This window comes from Mesorhizobium sp. 113-3-9, from assembly GCF_016756515.1.
GTDB lineage: Bacteria > Pseudomonadota > Alphaproteobacteria > Rhizobiales > Rhizobiaceae > Mesorhizobium.
The window spans coordinates 334,664-354,185 of the sequence record NZ_AP023246.1; the positions used below are offsets into that span (position 1 = coordinate 334,664).

Genomic DNA, 19,522 nt, shown 5'->3' on the forward strand with positions numbered 1-19,522 from the left:
TTAAAGCCCGGAACGCCGGCAGGCCAACGCAACGCTAACCCACGGCGCCCGTCCCGCTCAGAGATGCGGGGCACTCCAGGAGAAACAATGTCAGCTGCAAATCCCACTCGCGACGATTTCGCGAGCCTGCTCGAAGAATCATTCACCACCGGCCATTCCGGCGAAGGTCAGGTCGTCAAGGGCACGATCACCGCGATCGAAAAGGACATGGCCATCATCGACGTCGGCCTCAAGGTCGAAGGCCGCGTGCCGCTGAAGGAATTCGGCGTCAAGGGCAAGGACACCACCCTCAAGGTCGGTGACACCGTCGAAGTCTATGTCGAGCGCATCGAGAACGCGCTTGGCGAAGCGATGCTTTCGCGTGAGAAGGCCCGCCGCGAAGAGAGCTGGGTCCGCCTCGAAGAGAAGTTCACCAAGGGTGAGCGCGTCGAAGGCGTCATCTTCAACCAGGTCAAGGGCGGCTTCACCGTCGACCTCGACGGCGCCGTGGCCTTCCTACCGCGCAGCCAGGTCGATATCCGGCCGATCCGCGACGTCTCCCCGCTGATGCACAACCCGCAGCCCTTCGAGATCCTCAAGATGGATCGCCGCCGCGGCAACATCGTGGTGTCGCGCCGCACCGTGCTCGAGGAAAGCCGCGCCGAACAGCGTTCGGAAATCGTGCAGAACCTCGAAGAGGGCCAGGTTGTTGAAGGCGTGGTCAAGAACATCACCGATTACGGTGCGTTCGTCGACCTCGGCGGCATCGACGGCCTGCTGCATGTCACCGACATGGCATGGCGCCGCGTCAACCATCCGACCGAAATCCTCAACATCGGTCAGACGGTCAAGGTGCAGATCATCCGCATCAACCAGGAAACCCACCGTATCTCGCTCGGCATGAAGCAGCTCGAGAGCGATCCGTGGTCCGAGATCGGCACGAAGTTCCCGATCGGCAAGAAGATCAAGGGCACCGTCACCAACATCACCGACTACGGCGCGTTCGTCGAGCTGGAGCCGGGCATTGAAGGCCTCATCCACGTTTCGGAAATGTCGTGGACGAAGAAGAACGTGCATCCCGGCAAGATTCTGTCGACGACCCAGGAAGTCGACGTGGTGGTGCTCGAGGTCGATCCGGCCAAGCGCCGCATCTCGCTCGGCCTCAAGCAGACGCTTGAAAATCCGTGGGAAGCCTTCGCGCGCAACCATCCGGTCGGCAGCCAGGTCGAGGGCGAGGTCAAGAACAAGACCGAGTTCGGCCTGTTCATCGGCCTGGAAGGCGACGTGGACGGCATGGTGCACCTCTCCGACCTCGACTGGACCCGTCCGGGCGAGCAGGTCATCGAAGAGTACAATCGCGGCGACATCGTCAAGGCGCAGGTGCTCGACGTCGACATCGAGAAGGAGCGCATCTCGCTCGGCATCAAGCAGCTGGCCCGCGACTCGGTCGGCGAAGCGGCCACTTCAGGCGAACTGCGCAAGAACGCCGTCGTCACCTGCGAGGTCATCGGCGTCAAGGATGGCGGTCTGGAAGTGCGGCTGGTCGACAGCGGCATCGAGACCTTCATCAAGCGCTCGGACCTGAGCCGCGACCGCGACGAGCAGCGCCCCGAGCGCTTCACCGTCGGCCAGAAGGTCGATGCCCGCGTCATCGCCTTCGACAAGAAGACCCGCAAGCTGCAGGTCTCGATCAAGGCGCTGGAAATCGCCGAGGAGAAGGAAGCGGTCGCCCAATACGGCTCGACCGACTCCGGCGCTTCGCTGGGCGATATCCTGGGTGCCGCGCTGAAGAAGCAGGGCAACTAAGCCTCTTCTTCCACCCCCAAAACAAAACCCCGCCGGAGCGATCCGGCGGGGTTTTTCTTTGGCGAAAGCCAGGTCGTTCGTTTGCGGAGCTACGCCCGGCCGTAGAGCGGCACCAGCGTTCCGCTCATCGCCTGGTTGGCCGGCGAGGCGAGATAGGCGATGGCTTCGGCAGCCGCTTCGAGGCTGACCCATTTGGTGAAATCGGCATCCGGCATATCGGCGCGGTTTGCCGGCGTGTCGAGCGTCGACGGCGCCACGGCATTGACCAGGATGCCCTTGGCCTTCAGCTCTTCGGCCATCGCCACCGTCATGGCCGCGACCGCCGCCTTGCTGGCCGTGTAGGCGACCATGCCGGCGCCGCGCCTGGGGTCGAGCCCGGCGCGCGCGGTGACATTGACGATGCGGCCTGATGTGCCCGAAGCCAGCATCGAGCGGATAGCCGCGCGGCTGCACAGGAAGGTGGTGCGGGCGTTGGTATCCATCATCTCGGCAAAGGACGCCGATTCGATCTTTTCCACCGGCGCCATGGCGAAACCACCGGCGAGGTGGATCGATCCCCACAAGGCGGGAACCTGGGCGTAGAAGCCTTCAACCTTGGCGGAGTCCGACAGGTCGACATTGTGCGCCAGCTTGACGTTCTCGTGCGCGGCGAAAGGAAAATGCTGGGGGGCCGCGGCATGTGCGTTCGGCACATGGCAGATCGCGCCCTGCTCCAGCAACCGGCCAACCACCGCGCCGCCGAGCGCACCGGTCCCGCCGGTCACGACGATATGCCTGCCTTGAAGTGTTTCCGTCATCCTGGATCGCTCCTGTCGTATTCTTATGATTATTTCGCTTGTTGCGCCGCGCCGACGCGAAGCGTCGCGCCTTTCGGGCGATCACTCAACTGATATCTCGACATGGCAGTTGTAGCGTCTTTGCATGCGTCAGCTCGCTGGCCATCGCGATTCGCCGGCCCTGCAGCTTTTGCCGTGCGACAGGCAAGCCGGCGAATGGCCGATACAGGTTGAAAATCAACGCCGGCCTTGGCGCTCAATCGACCGTGATTTCGATGACACGCGGCAACCCGGTCGCCCGCGCCTGCCTCAACGCCTGCGGCAAGGCGCCGATGTCGGCCAGCCGCTCGGCGCCGATGCCATAGGCTTCGGCCAGCTTGCAGAAATCCGGCGGCGCCGGCGACACCCCGACAGGTTCCACACCGACGTCGAGCATAGAGGTCTCGATCTCGCGATAGCCCCTGTTGTTCCAGACCACGAAGATGACCGGTGCCTGGGCATCGAGTGCCGCGCCGAGTTCGGGCAGCGTGAACTGGAAACCGCCGTCTCCGGTCAGGCAGACAACCGGCGCGTCGGGCACCGCAAGTGCCGCGCCGATCGCCGCCGGTGGGCCGTAACCAAGCGCGCCGAAGCCGGTGGCGGCGTTGAACCAGCCGCCTGGCCGGTCGTGGTCGTAATAGAGGTTGGCGGCATAGACCGGCTGCGTCGAATCGCCGACGACAATGGCGCCCGGCAAGGCATCGCGGATCATTTCCACCGCGTGCACCTGCGCCACATAGGCCGGGCTGAGCTCGGCGAACGCCGCCTTCCGGGCCGCGGCGGCGCGTGCCTCGCCGTCTGGCGCCGCAGGATGAGCGGAGCCGGTCGCGGCGAGCAGGGCCTCGATCGCCTCGGCGCAGTCGGCCTGGATGCCGATCGTCACCGGGCGGCGCGCGAGTTGGTCGGCGCCGATGTCGATGCGGATCAGGTTGGAAGGCAGAACGAAGCCGCCATCGCCGTAGCCGTCATAATCGGTCGGACCGAATTCGGTGCCGGCGGCAATCACCAGATCGGCCTCGGCCATCAGCGCGCGGACCGCCTTCAGGCTGGGGCTTGCCGGTACGCAGAGCGGGTGGCGGTGCAGCAGACCCCGCGCATTGGTGGTCTCGACGACCGGCGCACCCAGTTTCTCGGCCAGGCGCCGCAATGGCGCTTCGGCACCCTTGGCGCCGCCGCCGGCCAGGATCAGCGGCCGGCGCGCTGCCGCGATGATTTTGGCTGCACCGGCAATTGCCGCGCCGTCCGGCGCCGGCGGTGCCGCATTGCTCAGCAGCGCCGCGATATCGTCGGCCGGCTTGACCATGACATCGGTCGGGATCTCGATATGCACCGGACCCGGCCGCGAGGACGAAAACAGGGCGAAGGCCCGTGCCAACGCCCCGGGCAATTCGCTGGCCTCGGTGACACGCTGCGACAACAGCGCCACCTTTTCCATCATGCCGCGCTGATCCGGCAGTTCATGCAGGAAGCCAAGCCCCTTGCCCAGTGTCGGCGTGGCGTTGACACCCGAGATGACCAGCATCGGCACCGAATCGGCGCGCGCCTGGCCCATGGCGGTAATGGTATTGGTCAGCCCCGGTCCAGTGATGACGAAGGCGACACCCGGCCTGCCGCTGGCGCGGGCATAGCCGTCGGCCATGAAGCCGGCGCCCTGTTCGTGGCGCGGCGTGACATGGCGGATTTTCGAACGCGCCAGGCCACGGTAGAGCTCCACCGTGTGGACACCCGGAATGCCGAAGACGGTGTCGACGCCGTGGGCTTCGAGCAGCGTGATGAGGGCCTCGCCGATGGTCGGCCCAATGGTCGTCACAGCTGTCGTCATTGGCGCAGCACCGGACGTGTCAGGCAGGTCGGGCCGCCCTCGCAAGCGATGCACAGTGCATCCGCCTCGAAGGTGGAAACCGTGCAGCCGGCCGCCTCCATGGCCGCCGCCGTCTTGGGAAAACCTGCGACGGCGATCACCTGATGCGGCGCGGTCGGCAGCACGTTGAGGCTGAGCCCGCTGGAAGCCATGAACTCATCGGCATCGCCCTCGACCAGCTTGATGCCGCGTGCCCGCAGCATCTGGTAGAAAGCCGCCGGCAGGAGCGGCGAATAGACCAAAGCCAGATCGTCGGCGAGCGGGCTGATCACCGACATCAGATGCAGGCAGGCCTCTTCGCCGTGCCACAGCGGCAGATCGAAGCCATAGACCTGTATGCCCTTGGGCGAGAGCAGGTTGGCGAGCTGCTGGATGCCGTCCTGGTTGGTGCGTACGCCGCGGCCGATGGCCAGCGTGCCGGCATCGACCCAGACGCAGTCACCGCCTTCCACCTGGCCGGGATGCTCGATGCGGCCGAAGATCGGAATGTCCATGCTGGTGTAGGCGGCCTCGTGCAGGCCGGGCTCCGGCCTGCGCAGTGCCTTGCCCATGGACAGGATGACGGCGCCGTGATCGGTCATCAGCGAAGGGTCGTGGGTGAAGACGGAATCGGCCAGCCCGTCATCGGCGTCCGTCAGCCATTCGATCTCGGCACCTGAAGCCGCGACCAGCTGCGTCAGCCGCTCATGCTGGGCGGCGGCTTTTTGCGGGTCAAAGCCTGGGCCATAGTGCCATTCCCGCGCCTTGGCGTGGCGCATGGCACTTGACGCGGACCGCATCAGCACGCGTTTGAGCGGTCCTGCCATGGACTGCGAACCGTATGTTTTGCCCACTAAATTCTCCCGAAACATCCCTGCCGCCACTAACCACTACAGCAAGCTGTGATCAATGGTCCAAAAACCATGGTTGACGGAGGCAAGCGGAACGGTCCATCTTGAGAATGGGAACTCTGTCCAGTGATGGGTAATGGGTAAAACAATCCAGCAGCGATGGGCTCGACCGCTCCGCGGAGCGTCGAAGGGATGATGGCGCAGGGCGCCGCATCCGTCCTCGAACAAATGGCGCAGGACGGCGCCGCCGAAGCCATCCATGTCGAAAACCTGCACAAGAAATTCGGCGAATTGCATGTGCTGAAGGGCGTGTCGCTGTCGGCGCGCGATGGTGAGGTGATCGCCATCATCGGTGGCTCAGGCTCGGGCAAATCGACACTGCTGCGCTGCATCAACTGCCTCGAAAATCCGACCAGCGGCATCATCCGCGTCAATGGCGAGGAGATCAAGCTGAAGGCGGACAGCCACGGCCACACCGTTCCGGCCGACCGCAAGCAGATCGAGCGCATCCGCTCCAAGCTCGGCATGGTGTTCCAGAATTTCAATCTGTGGAGCCACATGACGCTGATCGAAAACGTCATCGAGGTTCCGGTGCATGTGCTGGGCGTCAGGCGCGACGAGGCGATCGCCCAGGCCGAAAAGCTGCTGGCGCGCGTCGGACTTGCCGAAAAGCGTGACGTCTATCCCGCCTATCTGTCGGGCGGCCAGCAGCAGCGCGCCGCTATCGCGCGCGCCTTGGCCATCAATCCGCGCGTCATGCTGTTCGACGAGCCGACCTCGGCGCTCGACCCCGAACTGGTCGGCGAGGTGCTGAAGGTGATTGGCGACCTTGCCCGCGAAGGCCGCACCATGGTGCTGGTCACCCACGAGATGAAATTCGCCCGCGAGGTCGCGACCCATGTCGTCTATCTCTACAACGGGCTGGTCGAGGAAGAAGGCCCGCCGGAACAGATCTTCGGCGCGCCGAAATCCGAAAGGCTCAAGCAGTTCATCCGCAACATCGGCTAAGGGACAGGCCGGGACGGAAGAAAACCGGGAACCAACAACAAACTGGGAGTCACGAAATGAAGACTGTTCTGAAGACATTCGCCGCGGCACTGCTGCTCGGCGTCGCCGCCATGGGTGTGGCCAAGGCCGACCCGGTCAAGATCGGCGTCGCCGCCGAGCCCTATCCGCCCTTCACCTCGCCGGATGCTTCGGGCAAATGGGTCGGCTGGGAAATCGACTTCATCGACGCCGTCTGCGCCGAGGAGAAACTCGACTGCGTCATCACGCCCGTTGCCTGGGACGGCATCATTCCGGCGCTGACCACCAAGAAGATCGATCTCATCGTCTCGTCGATGTCGATCACCGACGAACGCAAGAAGACGATCGACTTCTCGGACAAGTATTACAACACGCCGACGGCGATCATCGGACCGAAGGACCAGAAGTTCGGCTCGACGCCGGATGACCTCAAGGGCAAGGTCGTCGGCGTCCAGGTATCGACCGTGCACGCCGTCTACGCCAAGAAGCACTTCGGCGCCACCGCCTCCGAGATCAAGGAATACCAGACCCAGGACGAAGCCAACCAGGATCTCGCCGCCGGCCGCCTCGATGCGGTGCAGGCAGACTCCATCGCTCTTGGCGAATTCCTCAAGTCCGACCAGGGCAAGGCCTGCTGCGACCTGAAGGGCATGGTGGCTCCGGACGACGAGGTGCTCGGACCGGGCGTCGGCGCCGGCGTGCGCAAGGAAGACACCGCCCTGAAGGAAAAGATCAACGCCGGCATCAAGGCGATCCGCGCCAACGGCAAGTATGACGAAATCTCGAAGAAATACTTCGATTTCGACATTTACGGCGGCTCGACGCAGTCGAACTGACGCCCCTCGCACAGGCCGGAGGGCATGACGCCAAGGTCATGCTCTCCAGCCGACCCTTCCCACGCGTGCTTGCCGTCGGCCACTGACGTCGGCGGATAGCGCCAGCAATCCGGGGGCGAAGCTGATCGACGCGTTTCTTCAGGCCTCGGCGGCCGGCATCATCGAACTCCTCTCGCCCGCGCCGGTCGGCTGGGGCGGGACACTCATGCTCGGGCTGCTGCATTCGATCGAGATCGCCGTCGGCGCCACGATCGTCGGCCTGTTCATCGGAACCTGCGGTGCCTATGGCAAGCTCTATGGCGGGCCTGTCGTGCGCGACCTGCTTGCGGTCTACACCACCGTGGTGCGCGCCGTGCCCGAACTGGTGCTGATCCTGTTGCTCTACTACGCCGGCACCGACCTGATAAACCAGGTGCTCACCGCGATCGGCTACCAGCGTGTCGATATCAACGGGCTGGTGGCCGGCATAGCCGTGCTTGGCTTCGTCCAGGGCGCATATTCGACGGAAGTCATGCGCGGCGCGATCCTCGCCATCCCGCAGGGCCAGATCGAAGCCGCCCGCGCCTACGGCATGTCTCCCGGCCTTCTGCTGCGGCGCATCACGCTGCCGGCGATGCTGCCCTTTGCCATTCCGGGTCTGGCCAATCTGTGGCTGATCGCGACCAAGGACACCGCGCTGCTGGCCGTCGTCGGCTTCTTCGAACTGACGCTTGCGACACGGCAGGCGGCAGGCGTGACCAAGGCCTATCTGATATTCTATCTCGCCGCCGGCGTGCTCTATCTCGCGGTAACGCTGTTTTCCAACCTCCTGCTCAGCCGCGCCGAGAAATGGGCGCGACGCGGCATGCCTTCGATCAAGGATGCACGCTGATGGTGGGCGAGGCTGCCATCATCAACACGGCGGCGCGCGCCTCGCTGTGGCTGCAGCCGCATCGCATCGTCCTCATCGTGATTGCTCTGGGGCTGGTGCTGTCAGCCGCCTTTTTCATGCGCTGGGACTGGCTGCCGCAATATTGGGCACTGGGCCTGATGGGCATCTGGCGCTCCCTGTGGATCCTGGCCGTCACCTGCGTGCTCGGCTTCCTGATCGCCGTGCCGGTCGGGCTGGCGCAGGCCGCCGGTTCAATCTGGGTTGCGGCGCCGGCGAAGGTTTTCTGCACCATCATCCGCGGCACACCGCTGCTTTTGCAACTGTGGCTGCTCTACTACGGGCTGGGTTCGCTGTTCCCGCAATATCCATGGATCCGCGAATCCTGGATGTGGCCCTATCTCAGACAGGCCTGGCCATATGGCGTGCTGGCGCTGACCCTGTCCTTCGCCGGTTACGAGGGCGAGGTGATGCGCGGCGCCTTTGCCGGTGTGCCCAAGGGACAGCTGGAAGCCGCCCGCGCCTTCGGCATGAGCCGCTGGAAGATCTTCCAGCGCATCTGGCTGCCACAGGCCTTCTACCGGGCACTGCCGACTTTGACCGGTGAGACCGTGCTGCAGTTGAAGTCGACGCCGCTGGTGGCGACGATCAGCGTGATCGATATCTTCGCCGTCTCGTCCAAGGTGCGACAGGATACCTACCTCACCTACGAGCCCTTGCTGCTGCTGGCGTTGATCTATATGGCGATCACCGGCATTCTCGTCCTGGCCTTCAGCCGGATCGAAGCGCGGATACCGGTCAAGGTCGGCTAGAGGCGCACCGATCGCACACGGCACGATGGAGATATCCGCCGCTTTTCTTGCAGTTGCGGACGATTTTCAACACAAACGCCGGTTCATCTGCTGCTACGCACGGACCCGACCAACTCAACCAGTTCTCGCGACCCCAGGACGGCCATAATGCAACTCAGTCTCGACCAGGCAAGAGGACTGTGCCGGATGGCGGCACTCGGCGCCGGCGCCAATGAAGAGGCCGCGCAATCGCTCACGGCCTCGATTATCGCAGCCGAGGCGGAAGGGCTTTCGGCCGTCGGGCTTTCGCATTTCATCGACTATCTCGAGGCCCTCGAGGCCGGCCGCATCGACGGCAATGCCGATCCGGTGATCACCAGGCCGGCGCTGGCCGTCTATCTCTCCGACGCACGCGGCGGGCTGGCGCATACCGGCTTCGACCGGACGATCGACGATCTCGCCAAGGCGGCAAGACTGTTCGGCGTTGCCATCTTCTCGCAGAAGAACGCCTATACATGCGGCGCGCTTGGCTATTTCACCGGAAGGCTGGCTGCACAGGGACTGGTATCGTTCGCCGCCACCAACGGCCCGGCCGTGCTTGCCGGCTCGGGCTCGGTCAAGCCGGTCTATTGCACCAACCCGATGTCGTTTGCCGCGCCGGCCGCCGACGGCGCGCCGCTTGTCATCGATCAGTCCTCGAGCGCCACCGCCTTCGTCAACATCCGCAAGGCGGCCGAGGACGGCAAGAAAATTCCCGAAGGCTGGGCGCTGGACGCCAGCGGCAACCCGACCACCGATCCGGCAGCGGCCATGAAGGGCGCCATGCTTGCCTTTGGCGGCCAGCGCGGGGCCAACATCGCGCTGATGGTCGAAGTGCTGGCGGCGGGCATTTCCGGGGCCAACTGGTCGCTCGACGCGCCATGGTTCACCGGTGGGGCGGACAGCCCCGGAACCGGCCTGTTCGTGCTGGCCATCGAGCCCAAGCTGCTTGACCCGGATTTCGAGCAGCGCATGAAGGACCAGCTTGACCGCCTGCGCCGCCGCTTTGGCGTGCATGTGCCGGGCCGCGCCCGGGCCGAGGCGGCCGAGAAGGCACAGGCGCGCGGCATCACCGCGCCCAAGGCGGTGGTGCAGCGGATTTCGGAATTCGCCGAACGTTATTCGGCCTGAAGAAATCGACGATTTTTTCCGCGCCTTGGTGAACCTTTGCGCGCGTCGCGGCGACCCATGACTGTCCGGGTTGGGGTGCCCGGTCGGTGTCTTCTGTCGGATGCGTCCAGGGCTGGGGCGGGCGTGCTTGCTTCACGCCAAGCTGATACCGTCTCAGGTCAGGCCGTCTCGTTGGACCCTGGTTTCGACATGAGCTTCACCCGGAAAACCCCGCTTCGGCGGGGTTTTCTGCGTTTCATTTTGCGCACATAAACATGATTGTGAAAGTTAACTTTTGTTAACTTGACTTGGTGGGAACCATCGGGCGTTTGCAAGGGGATCATCACAACAACAGGAGCCACGATGTCCTCAACCACCGACGCTTCCCACGGCAAGCTGATCATTCCGGCGCTTGGCCGCCTGTATTCGTCGCTGCACGATGCCGGCGAAACCCTGCTGCGCGCCGTTGCCGGCATCTTTCTCACCATCCACGGTTCGCAGAAGATCACCAATCCGTTCGGCGCCGCCGAGATGGTCGAAGGCCTCGGCTTCTATCCCGGCGCCTTGTGGTCGTTGCTTCTGGCCTGCACCGAATTTTTCGGCGGCATTTTCATCACCATCGGGTTTTTGACGCGCCCCGCCGCTTTCGCCGGCCTGTTCGTGCTGCTGGTCACCGTCTGGTTCCACTGGGTGACCATGGGCCAGGGCTTTTCCGGTGCAGAGAAGTCGCTTCTGTGGGCGGCGATCCTGCTCTTCTTCGTCATTCGCGGCGGCAACCGCCACTCGGTCGACGCCCGTATCGGCAAGGCATTCTAACAAGCTTTCGAGAGCGGTGACGCGACGACGCGTCACCCTTTGCCTTTGGCGCAAAACGGACTATGAAACGGCTTCAGCCAAGCCATCTGGAAAGTGCGCCGGAGCCCGCCATGACCGAAATCCTGCAGACCCCAAAGCTCGTCGTCGTCTTTGGCGGGTCAGGCTTTGTCGGCCGCCATGTCGTGCGCGCGCTGGCCAAGCGCGGCTACCGCATCCGGGTCGCCTGCCGGCGGCCCGACCTTGCCGGCCATTTGCAGCCGCTCGGCAATGTCGGCCAGATCCAGCCGGTGCAGGCGAATGTGCGGGTGCGCTGGTCGGTCGACCGCGCCGTGCAAGGGGCCGACCATGTCGTCAATCTCGTTGCCATCCTGCATGAGAGCGGCCGGCAGAGATTCTCCGCCGTGCATGAATTCGGAGCCCGCGCCGTCGCCGAGGCCGCGCGCTCCGTTGGCGCCGGGCTGACGCATGTTTCGGCGCTTGGCGCCGATGCTGGCTCCGAATCGGGTTACGCGCGCACCAAGGCGCTTGGCGAGAAGGCGGTGCTGGAGACGATCAACGACGCCGTGATCTTCCGGCCGTCGATCAATTTCGGACCCGAAGATAGCTTCTTCAACCGCTTCGCCAACATGGCGCGCTATTCGCCGGTGCTGCCGCTGATCGGCGGCGGCCAGACCAAGTTCCAGCCGGTCTATGTCGGCGACGTCGCCGAGGCGGTGGCACGCTCGGTCGATGGCAAGATCAATGGCGGCCAGATCTACGAGCTCGGCGGCCCCAACGTGCTCACCTTCAAGGAGTGCATGGAAGAGTTGCTCGCGGTGATCGAGCGCAAGCGCCTGCTGGTCCCGGTGCCGTGGTGGGTGGCCAACATCCAGGCCTCGATCCTCGGCCTGTTGCCCAATCCGCTGCTGACCAAGGACCAGGTGATGCAGCTGCGCGAGCACAACATCGTTTCGGACGCCGCCGCCAAGGCCAACCGGACACTTGCCGGGCTTGGCATCCAGCCGCAGTCGATCGCGACGATCCTGCCGAGCTACCTCTGGCGCTTCCGCGCCGCCGGCCAGTTCCAGCAGCGCAAGCCCGCAGCATAACCCCAAGGTGCGTTGATATTCAGGTCGGGCCGCCATCGTTCGCAGGCCGGCATCACCTGAATATCGGCATGCCTTGAGCGGCTCAGCGTTTCACGGAATCGCAGAACCGCTCTAACTATTTGTTTTTACGCAATTCCGGACGGAAAACCGTTATACACTTTTCCTGGAATTGCTCTAGCGAGGCGTGACCTGCATCGGCAGTCCGCCTTGCGGCTGGGTCGTCAATTTCTGCACCGGCCAGGGTTTCGTTTCGGCCGTGGTGTCGAAGCGGAAGCGCGACAAAAGGATGGCGAGCGCGATGATCGCCTCCTGCATGGCGAAACTGGCGCCGATGCAGACGCGCGGGCCTGCTCCGAACGGCAGATACTGGAAACGGTCGATCTTTTCACGGTTCCCCGGGTGGAAGCGCTCGGGCAGGAAGGCATCTGGCCGGTCCCACAGCTTCCGGTGACGATGGACAACCCACGGCATCACCAGAACGGCCGCGTGTTTGGGGATATAGAGATCCTTCCACATCTCGGGCACGATCGGCTCGCGGTTGATCGACGGCGCCGGCGGATAGAGCCGGAGCGCCTCGTCGAAGGCGGCGCGGGTCAACGGCATGGCGTCGAGCCACTTTGTCGGATCGGGCTCGCGCGCCAGAACCTGGTCGATTTCCTGCTCGACCCGGTTGCGCTCCCATGGCGATTCTGCGAGGCAATAAAGCGTCCAGCCAAGCGCACGCGCCGTCGTCTCATGGCCGGCGCCGATGAAGGTGATGATGTTGTCCTCGACTTCCGGGCGCGTCAGCCCCTCCGGGCCTTCGGCCTTGAGCAGCAGCGTCAGGAAATCCTGTGGTACGGCATCGGGATCACGCCTGAATCTCTCTTCGCGCATCTTGACGGTATCGGTCACGATCTTGCGGAAATAGGCCATGGTCTTGCGGCCGCGGATGCGGGTGAGCCGCGGCAGCCAGTCGGGCGCGCGCAACAGGTCGAGCGGATCGACACGGCCCATGGTCTCGAACAAACGGTCGATCTCGTTGGCGAAACTGCCCGGTTCGCCCGCGATCTCACCGGAGAACAGCGTCTCGGCCAGGATGTCGTAGGTGAGCAGCGTCATGTCATGGGCGATGTCGGATGTGCCGCCCTGTTCGTAGCGGGTGACGAACTCGAGCGTGCGCTTCAGCATCGGCTGGGCAAAGCCGAAGATGTGGCGCGGCGTGAACACCGGCGCCATCGCCTTGCGTGACCGCTTCCAGACCTCGCCCTCGGCGGTCAGCAGGCCATCGCGCAGGATCGGGCGCAGGATCTTCTGGCGCACCGTCGCCATCTTGTAGTTCTTGGCGTTGTCGACCAGAACATGGCGGATGAGGCCGGGATCGTTGGCGATGACCAGCGGACCGCCGGCGCCCTTGGCCGAAATCCAGGGTTCGTTGTAGGTCGGCTCGCCCCAGAGTTCGAGCGGATTGCGGTAGACGATGCGGATCATCTCCAGCGTCGAAGGCGGCGATGTACGCGGCTTCGGTGCGGGAGGAACAAAGGGGGCGGGCTGAGTGTCCATGAAGTGCTCCGCTGCTGCTTCAATGTAGTGGCTGGCACCCCGGACGTCCATGTGACCGAACGGCAGGCACTTCGCGGCACGAAGCAGACAGTCTGTTCATCCGATCGTGACCGCTGCGCCTAGCGTCCAAGCTTGTCCGACGGGACGCTCTGCCGTAGCGACAGTCACCAACAGATACCGCCGACAAAGGAGCCTGTCTTGAAGCACCAGTTGAACATCATCATCGGCAGCACGCGGCCAGGACGCGCCGGTCCTGTTTTTGCGGAATGGCTGGAGACGTTCGCGCGCGAGCACGGGAAATTCGAACCGGTGCTGACCGACATCGCCGCATTTCACCTGCCGGTGCTCGACGAGCCGCATCATCCGAGGCTGGGCAACTATCAGAACGACCACACCAAGGCGTGGTCGAAGGCGATCGACGCCGCCGACGCCTTTGTCTTCGTGGCGCCGGAGTACAATTATTTCGCGGCGCCCGCGATCATCAACGCGATCGACTACCTCGCGCGCGAATGGAAGTACAAGCCCGCCGCCATTTTCAGCTATGGCGGCGTCTCCGGCGGCCTGCGCGCGGCGCAGGCGCTGAAGCCTCTGTTGGCCGCCGTGGGGATCATGCCGATCCCCGAGGGCGTCGCGCTGCCGATGTACCAGAAGCTGCTCGACGAGAACGGTGCCTTCAGCGCCAGCGACCAGGTGGCCGGTGGCGCCAGGACCATGCTGGACGAGCTGTTGCGCTGGAGCGAGGCGTTGAAACCGATGCGCGCCGGCTGAAGGAGCCGGTTTGGCCAAATGCCAGGCTTGCCCGCGCCATGAAGAGGTGGAATGGTCGGCAAAGGACTGAGCCGGGGGCGGTTCGACTTGCGTTTGCTGTTTGCCTTGCTGCTGATGCTTGCGACCACCGCCACCGCGGTCGCGGAACGGCGCGTGGCGCTGGTCATCGCCGAGGATGACTACCGGCTGGTCCGGCCGCTTGCCAATCCCCTTCATGATGGCGAGGCCATGCAAGCCGCGCTGAAGAAACTCGGTTTCGAGGTCGTGCTCGAAACCAATCGCGACCTCAGGCGCATGCGCCGCGCCCTCGACGATTTTCGCGAGGATGCCAGGGGCGCCGATGTGGCCTTGGTCTATTTCTCCGGCCATGGCGTCGAAATCGCCGGCGACAACCGGCTGCTGCCGGTCGATGCCGACGCCTCCTCGCTCGACCAACTGGACAAGACCAGCCTGCCGCTGGAAGAGGTGCGCGACGCCGTCGCCGCCACCGCCAAGGTCGGGCTGATCGTGCTCGACGCCTGCCGCAGCGATCCGTTCTCAGGGGGCAGCGGTGACGGGCGCGGCGCGACCTCGCTGGCGAAGGATGTCGCCGAAAAGGTCAAGCCAGGCCTCGGCCGCGTCGGGCGAGCGGAAAACATCCTGTTCGCCTTTTCGGCCGCACCCGGCGAGACGGCCGCCGACGGTACCGGGCAGAACTCACCCTTCACGACGGCACTGACCAAATATCTCGGCACGGACGGGCTCGAGATCCGCTCGGTGCTGACCTTGGTGCAGCAGGAGGTCTATGATCTCACACGCGGCAAACAGCTGCCCTATGTCGAGAGCGGCCTGCCGAAGCTATTCTTCGCCACTGCCGCCAAGGAACAACTGCCGGAGCGCGAACGCCTGCTGCTGGCCATGGCCGATGTGACTCCGGAAATGCGCGGCGAGGTCGAGCAGATCGCCAGCGACGCCGACATGCCGCTGGCGCCGCTCTATGGCGCGCTGATCAGCGCCGACGCCAGCCATCTCTCCGCCGACAGCCTGAACGCCCGGCTGCGCGAGGCTGCCGACGCCTTCGTCAAGGTGCGCGGCGAAATGAAGACGCTCGCCTCCGACGACCCGCGGGTGGCGGAGTTGCGCCGGCAGGCCCAGGAACAGCTTTCGCTCGGCGCCTTCGATGGCGCCCGCACCCTTCTCGCCAAGGCAGCCGACATCGACAATGTCTCGCGCCAGGCGCTGAAGGTCAATTTCGTCAGCCGCACCCTGTCCGAGGCCGCGACGCTTTATCTGTCCGGCGGTGCGGCGCGCGCCGACCTCGACTACGCCACCGCCATCAAGGACTATGAAACGGTGCTCTCGCTCTATGGCGAGGCCGGGCAGTCCTCATTGGCGCTGGAGGATGCCGACCGCCAGATCCGCACCCTGGACGAACTCGGCAAGCTCTACACCCTTGTCGGCAACACCGACGCCGCGGGCCGCGCCTTCTCGGCGCTCGTATCCAATCTCGAATTGCGCTCCGCCCGGGAAACCGATCCGAGCGTCAAGCGCGACTTTGCCGTCAGCCATATCAAGCTCGGCAATATCAGGATGGCGCAAGGCGACCTGCCGGCCGCGCTGGAGAATTACCGGACCGCCAGAACCATGCTCATGGATTTGACCGCGGCCGAACCCGGCCGCCTGCCATGGTTCGGCGATTTCGCCATGGCCGACGACAAGATCGGCAACGTGCTGGTGACGCAAGGCGATCTGGCGGGCGCCTCGCAGGTCTATCAGGAAAGCCTGTCGATCAAGAAACAGCTCGCCGCCAACGAACCCGAGCGCGCCGACCTGCAACGCGACCTGACCATCACCTATGACGAGATCGGCAATCTGGCGCACAGCGCCGGCCAGTTCGACAATGCCGAGGCGGCCTATGAGGAGAGCCTGAAGATCCGGCTGGCGCTGGCCGAGAAGAAGCCGCGGGATGCCGAGCGCCAGCGCGACGTCTCCGTCAGCCATGAGACGATCGGCGATCTCAAGCGCGAACGCGGCGATGCCGCCGGTGCGCTCGCGGCCTACCAGGCGAGCCACGCGATCGTCGACCAACTGGTCAGCCGCGATCCCGACAACAGCGAGTGGAAACGCGACCTGTCGGTCGGCAACGCCAAGATCGGCAATGCGCTGAGCGACCAGGAAAAATGGCCGGAGGCACTGGCCGCCTATCAGGAGGCGCTGCGAATATCCCGCGTTCTGGCAGCCGGCGACCCGAACAACACCGACTGGCAGCGCGACCTTTCGGTATCCATCGAAAAGGTCGCCGGGGTTCTCGCCATTCAGGGCGACCAGAACGGGGCGCTCAAAGCCTACATGGACAGTTTCGCCATCGCCGACAGGCTGGCGAAACTCGATCCGGCGAATGCCGACTGGCAACGTGACCTGTCGATCACGCTGTCCGAGATCGGCATGCTCAAGGTCAAGCAGCGCGACGTCAAAGGTGCACGGCAGGCCTTTCAGGACAGCCTCGACATCCGCCAGCAGCTTGCCCGGTCCGACCCTGACAACGCGACATGGCAGCGCGACCTGGTGGTCGCCATGGTCGACTACGCCCAGGTCGCCAAGAACCCCAAGGCGGTACTTTCCCAGGCGCTCGACATGACGCTGGAACTCGACCGGACCGGGCGGCTGGCGCCGCGATACAAGTTCATGATCAAGTTTCTCAGGGAGCGCGTGGCCAAGGCGAAATAGCGCCCGACGGGAGCCAGCCATGGACAGCCGGCTCATCCCCGGGGAAATGCCCGCAAACCTTGGAAAAACCGCCTTTAGCGCCTATATCTAGTGCATATCAGACGCGCGATTCGGGGCCGATTTTTCGCGCTGTACAAGCGGCATCTAGACAATAGGTTTTCATGAGCGACCAGACCGAGAACACCAACGGCGCCGAGGCCGAATACGGCGCCGATTCCATCAAGGTTTTGAAGGGGTTGGATGCTGTCCGCAAACGCCCTGGCATGTATATCGGCGACACCGACGACGGTTCCGGCCTGCATCACATGGTCTATGAGGTGGTCGACAACGCCATCGACGAGGCCTTGGCAGGCCACGCTGATCTCGTCACTGTGACGCTCAACCCCGATGGTTCGGTGACGGTAATCGACAATGGCCGCGGCATTCCGACCGATATCCACACCGGCGAAGGCATTTCGGCCGCCGAAGTGATCATGACGCAGCTGCATGCCGGCGGCAAGTTCGACCAGAACTCCTACAAGGTGTCGGGCGGCCTGCATGGCGTCGGCGTCTCGGTGGTCAACGCCCTTTCGGCATGGCTGAAGCTCAAGATCCGCCGCAACGGCCAGATCTTCGAGATGAGCTTCACGCACGGCAATGCCGATGCGCCGCTGAAGGCGACGGGCAGCTACGAGCAGGACAAGCAGCCAGGCACCTATGAGGGCCGCAGCGGCAGCTCGATCACCTTCTTTCCGTCGGCCGAGACCTTCACCATGGTCGAGTTCGACTTCGGCACGCTGGAGCACCGGCTGCGCGAGCTCGCCTTCCTCAATTCCGGCGTGCGCATCGTTCTGACCGATGCCCGTCACGCCGACATCGTGCGGCATGAACTGCACTATGATGGAGGCCTCGAAGAGTTCGTCAAATATCTCGACCGGGTCAAGAAACCGCTGATCGAGAAGCCGATCGCCATCAAGGCCGAGCGCGACGGCATCACCGTCGAAGTGGCGATGTGGTGGAACGACAGCTACCACGAGAACGTGCTGGCCTTCACCAACAACATCCCGCAACGCGATGGCGGTACCCATCTGGCCGGCTTCCGTGGCGCGCTGACGCGCCAGATCACCGGCTACGGCGAATCCTCGGGGCAGACCAAGAAGGAAAAGGTCTCGCTGATCGGCGACGATTGCCGCGAGGGCCTGACGGCGGTGCTGTCGGTCAAGGTTCCCGACCCGAAATTCTCCTCGCAGACCAAGGACAAGCTGGTCTCGTCGGAAGTGCGGCCGGTGGTCGAGGGGCTGGTCAACGAGGCGCTCGGCACCTGGTTGGAAGAGCATCCGACGGAAGGCAAGGTGGTCATCGAGAAGGTGATCCAGGCCGCGGCGGCGCGCGAAGCAGCGCGCAAGGCGCGCGACATCACCCGCAAGACCTCGCTCGGCGTCACCTCGCTTCCGGGCAAGCTGGCCGACTGCCAGGAGCGCGACCCGGCAAAATCGGAAATCTTCATCGTCGAGGGTGACTCGGCCGGTGGCTCGGCCAAGGGCGGCCGCTCGCGCCAGAACCAGGCCATCCTGCCGCTGCGCGGCAAGATCCTCAATGTCGAGCGCGCCCGCTTCGATCGCATGCTCTCGTCCGACATGATCGGCACGCTGATCACCGCGCTCGGCACGTCGATCGGCAAGGACGAGTTCAACGCCGACAAGCTGCGCTATCACAAGATCATCCTGATGACCGACGCCGACGTCGACGGCGCCCATATCAGGACCTTGCTGCTCACCTTCTTCTTCCGGCAGATGCCGGAGCTGATCGAGCGCGGCCATCTCTACATAGCCCAGCCGCCGCTCTACAAGGTGACGCGCGGCAAGAGCTCGCAATACATCAAGAATGAAAGCGCCTTCGAGGAGTTCCTGATCGATTCAGGGCTGGAGGAGGCCTCGCTTACGCTGGGCTCGGGTGAAGTGCGGACCGGACAGGATTTGCACAGTGCCGTGGCCGATGCGCTGGCTGTGCGCCAGCTCATCAACGGCCTGCACACACGCTACAACCGCAACGTCGTCGAGCAGGCTGCGATCGCCGGCGGGCTCAACCCCGAGGTCTTCGGCGATCTCGGCGGCGCCAACGCCATGGCGGAGCGGATCGCGCAACGCCTCGACATCATCGCCGAGGACACCGAGCGCGGCTGGACCGGCCGCATGTCGACCTCGAACGACGGCAGCGGCGGCTATGTGTTCGAGCGCACCGTGCGCAGCGTCAAGGAATATGCCCATCTCGACATGGGGCTGATCAATTCGGCCGATGCCCGTCAGCTAGACCGCTACGCGCAACGCCTCAGTGATGTCTATGGGACGCCACCGGTGCTGCGCCGCAAGGATGTGTCGGAAACCGTTTCGGGGCCGCTGGCGCTGCTCAACGCGGTCTTTGCGACCGGCCGCAAGGGCCTGACCATGCAGCGCTACAAGGGTCTCGGCGAGATGAATGCCGAGCAGCTCTGGGAGACCACGCTCGACCCGAATGTGCGTTCGCTGCTGCAGGTCAAGGTCAACGATGCGACCGATGCCGACAGCCTGTTCTCGCGGCTGATGGGCGACGAAGTCGAGCCACGGCGCGAATTCATCCAGGACAATGCGCTGTCGGTCGCCAATCTGGATATTTGATGCATGTT

The 19,522-nt window shown here is 64.3% G+C and carries 15 protein-coding genes; 11 read left to right on the forward strand and 4 right to left on the reverse strand.

The features are described from left to right. Positions 1 to 87: 87 nt before the first annotated feature. Positions 88 to 1,785 (forward strand): 30S ribosomal protein S1, encoded by a 1,698-nt coding sequence (gene rpsA / locus MesoLj_RS01525; protein WP_140770095.1) that lies wholly within the window; start codon positions 88 to 90, stop codon positions 1,783 to 1,785. A gap of 89 nt (positions 1,786 to 1,874) precedes the next feature. Here the strand turns inward: rpsA and MesoLj_RS01530 are convergent, their stop codons facing one another. From MesoLj_RS01530 to MesoLj_RS01540, 3 genes are all read right to left on the reverse strand, one after another. After that, the gene (locus tag MesoLj_RS01530) at positions 1,875 to 2,582 is read right to left on the reverse strand and encodes an SDR family NAD(P)-dependent oxidoreductase (RefSeq protein ID WP_202324860.1); all 708 of its coding nucleotides are present in this window, start codon (positions 2,580 to 2,582) and stop codon (positions 1,875 to 1,877) included. Positions 2,583 to 2,817: 235 nt separating this feature from the next. Beyond that, the gene (locus MesoLj_RS01535) at positions 2,818 to 4,422 is read right to left on the reverse strand and encodes a 5-guanidino-2-oxopentanoate decarboxylase (RefSeq protein ID WP_140770099.1); all 1,605 of its coding nucleotides are present in this window, start codon (positions 4,420 to 4,422) and stop codon (positions 2,818 to 2,820) included. Further along, positions 4,419 to 5,267: a dimethylarginine dimethylaminohydrolase family protein gene (locus MesoLj_RS01540; protein ID WP_202327109.1), complete on the reverse strand. Its 849-nt coding sequence runs from the start codon at positions 5,265 to 5,267 to the stop codon at positions 4,419 to 4,421. Before MesoLj_RS01540 ends, MesoLj_RS01535 begins: the two co-directional genes overlap by 4 nt. 216 nt (positions 5,268 to 5,483) lie before the next feature. On the opposite strand from MesoLj_RS01540, the gene MesoLj_RS01545 reads away from it, so the two are divergent. The 7 genes from MesoLj_RS01545 (at position 5,484) to MesoLj_RS01575 (ending at position 11,865) form a co-directional block, all read left to right on the forward strand. After that, positions 5,484 to 6,299 (forward strand): ABC transporter ATP-binding protein, encoded by an 816-nt coding sequence (locus MesoLj_RS01545; protein ID WP_446720287.1) that lies wholly within the window; start codon positions 5,484 to 5,486, stop codon positions 6,297 to 6,299. 56 nt (positions 6,300 to 6,355) lie between these two features. Next, positions 6,356 to 7,153, forward strand: coding sequence for a transporter substrate-binding domain-containing protein (locus tag MesoLj_RS01550; protein ID WP_056569263.1), 798 nt, complete (start codon positions 6,356 to 6,358; stop codon positions 7,151 to 7,153). A gap of 205 nt (positions 7,154 to 7,358) precedes the next feature. Beyond that, the gene (locus tag MesoLj_RS01555) at positions 7,359 to 8,024 is read left to right on the forward strand and encodes an ABC transporter permease (protein ID WP_140770101.1); all 666 of its coding nucleotides are present in this window, start codon (positions 7,359 to 7,361) and stop codon (positions 8,022 to 8,024) included. Next, complete coding sequence (locus tag MesoLj_RS01560) at positions 8,024 to 8,833, forward strand: ABC transporter permease (protein WP_202324861.1); 810 nt, start codon at positions 8,024 to 8,026, stop codon at positions 8,831 to 8,833. The genes MesoLj_RS01555 and MesoLj_RS01560 overlap by 1 nt, the downstream gene beginning before the upstream one ends. A 147-nt stretch (positions 8,834 to 8,980) precedes the next feature. Continuing rightward, positions 8,981 to 9,982, forward strand: a complete 1,002-nt coding sequence (locus tag MesoLj_RS01565) for an Ldh family oxidoreductase (protein WP_202324862.1) — start codon at positions 8,981 to 8,983, stop codon at positions 9,980 to 9,982. A 342-nt stretch (positions 9,983 to 10,324) separates the two neighbouring features. Further along, complete coding sequence (locus tag MesoLj_RS01570) at positions 10,325 to 10,777, forward strand: DoxX family protein (protein ID WP_202324863.1); 453 nt, start codon at positions 10,325 to 10,327, stop codon at positions 10,775 to 10,777. Between the two features lie 110 nt (positions 10,778 to 10,887). After that, on the forward strand, positions 10,888 to 11,865 hold the full coding sequence (locus MesoLj_RS01575) for a complex I NDUFA9 subunit family protein (protein ID WP_140770109.1): 978 nt from the start codon (positions 10,888 to 10,890) through the stop codon (positions 11,863 to 11,865). Between the two features lie 174 nt (positions 11,866 to 12,039). Here MesoLj_RS01575 and MesoLj_RS01580 read toward each other — a convergent pair whose 3' ends face one another. Continuing rightward, positions 12,040 to 13,407: a cytochrome P450 gene (locus MesoLj_RS01580; RefSeq protein WP_140770111.1), complete on the reverse strand. Its 1,368-nt coding sequence runs from the start codon at positions 13,405 to 13,407 to the stop codon at positions 12,040 to 12,042. Between the two features lie 198 nt (positions 13,408 to 13,605). On the opposite strand from MesoLj_RS01580, the gene MesoLj_RS01585 reads away from it, so the two are divergent. The 3 genes from MesoLj_RS01585 (at position 13,606) to gyrB (ending at position 19,514) form a co-directional block, all read left to right on the forward strand. Further along, positions 13,606 to 14,175, forward strand: a complete 570-nt coding sequence (locus tag MesoLj_RS01585; RefSeq protein WP_202324864.1) for an NADPH-dependent FMN reductase — start codon at positions 13,606 to 13,608, stop codon at positions 14,173 to 14,175. A gap of 87 nt (positions 14,176 to 14,262) precedes the next feature. After that, positions 14,263 to 16,881, forward strand: coding sequence for a caspase family protein (locus MesoLj_RS01590; protein WP_202324865.1), 2,619 nt, complete (start codon positions 14,263 to 14,265; stop codon positions 16,879 to 16,881). A 161-nt stretch (positions 16,882 to 17,042) separates the two neighbouring features. Next, positions 17,043 to 19,514: a DNA topoisomerase (ATP-hydrolyzing) subunit B gene (gyrB, locus tag MesoLj_RS01595; protein ID WP_140770117.1), complete on the forward strand. Its 2,472-nt coding sequence runs from the start codon at positions 17,043 to 17,045 to the stop codon at positions 19,512 to 19,514. Positions 19,515 to 19,522 lie beyond the last annotated feature (8 nt).